Annotated in this window: 2 protein-coding genes; one reads left to right on the top strand and one right to left on the bottom strand. The window is 36.9% G+C overall.

Features of this window, described 5'->3' with window-relative positions:
• Positions 1–244: 244 nt before the first annotated feature.
• Positions 245–655, bottom strand: a complete 411-nt coding sequence (locus tag EII32_RS11295; RefSeq protein ID WP_125235465.1) for a nuclear transport factor 2 family protein — start codon at positions 653–655, stop codon at positions 245–247.
• A gap of 132 nt (positions 656–787) precedes the next feature.
• Here EII32_RS11295 and EII32_RS11290 point away from each other — a divergent pair, with 132 nt between their 5' ends.
• Positions 788–1,084, top strand: a complete 297-nt coding sequence (locus EII32_RS11290; RefSeq protein ID WP_125235464.1) for a winged helix-turn-helix transcriptional regulator — start codon at positions 788–790, stop codon at positions 1,082–1,084.
• Positions 1,085–1,170 lie beyond the last annotated feature (86 nt).

Genomic DNA, 1,170 nt, shown 5'->3' with positions numbered 1-1,170 from the left:
AGATGTAATGGCTGCGCAGATGGCAGCAAGCGGGCTAAAGCAGTTGGGAAGCGTAACGGCAATGGCAAATCTAAGAAAATGCGGTCTAATGACAGATTTGGGTTCAATAAACACCAATTTTCTTGTCCTAACAAGACAACTATATTTCTAAGAATAAGGATAATATTATGAAAAAATACGATACAAAAAACAATCATTACACTCTTTGCGAGACAATAAAAATCGCAAAGAGTGTAATAATAGTTTATACGTAGTTTTCAACGATGGCATTCCAAAAACGATCTTCTTCTTCAATTTGCTCAGAGAAGAGCCATACTTCCTTTATCAAACCATTCTCAAATCGGAAAAGGTCTACTCCTTTCATCTCCATTGAATGTCCGCTTGCCGACACCGCGAATCCAATCGCAGCCACCACCAAATCTCCGTTTTCCGTCACATAATCCACTTGGTCGATAGCGAATGTTCCATTACTCAATTGAGCCATCTTTCCCAAATGGGCAAAGACATTCTGCTTACCGTTGTAGATGCCCGACAATGCGCCCTTTCCCGGCTGATGCCATACTAAATCATCTGCAAGTAATGCACTCACTGTTTCAAAATCCCCCTGTGCCAAAGCGGTGTAAAATAAACGCACTTTTTCTGTTTTCTTTTCCATAAATCTGTATTTTAATTGTTTAAATCACTGCAAAGTTATACTTTTGCATTATAATATACAAGTACATACAATTTTGTATGATACATACTATATTGTTAGATTTACTGATTATCAATAATAAAAAAGTTTAGTATGGAAAGAAAAAAAACAGACTATGAATGCCCGGTACGAAAGTCAATGCAAATTTTTGCCGGAAAATGGACACTGCTCATCATCTTCCAAATCAATCGAAGGATTGTCCGTTATGGAGAATTAAAACGTGCTATTCCGGATATAAGCGAGAAAATGCTTATTGATGAACTAAAATTTCTTTGCAGCAAAGGATTGGTTAAAAAGAAACAATATCCGGAAGTTCCTCCAAGAGTAGAATATTCTCTTACACCATTGGGAGAGAAAGTACTGCCGATTATTGATGAGAACTCTTTATAAATAGAATTCCCCGAATTTGGTAGGCTGAAAAAGCTCTAAATGTCCATTATACCAACAATTCCACACACATATCACGAAAGCATACA

It is taken from the genome of Prevotella sp. OH937_COT-195 (assembly GCF_003932845.1).
Taxonomy (GTDB): Bacteria; Bacteroidota; Bacteroidia; order Bacteroidales; family Bacteroidaceae; genus Prevotella.
Note: the sequence above shows the minus strand (reverse complement) of the source record. Positions and strands in the feature narration are given on the sequence as shown.

Coding starts and splice junctions, on each gene's coding strand:
- EII32_RS11295 (WP_125235465.1), bottom strand. CDS start 655: ATGGAAAAGAAAACAGAAAAAGTGCGTTTATTTTACACCGCTTTGGCA.
- EII32_RS11290 (WP_125235464.1), top strand. CDS start 788: ATGGAAAGAAAAAAAACAGACTATGAATGCCCGGTACGAAAGTCAATG.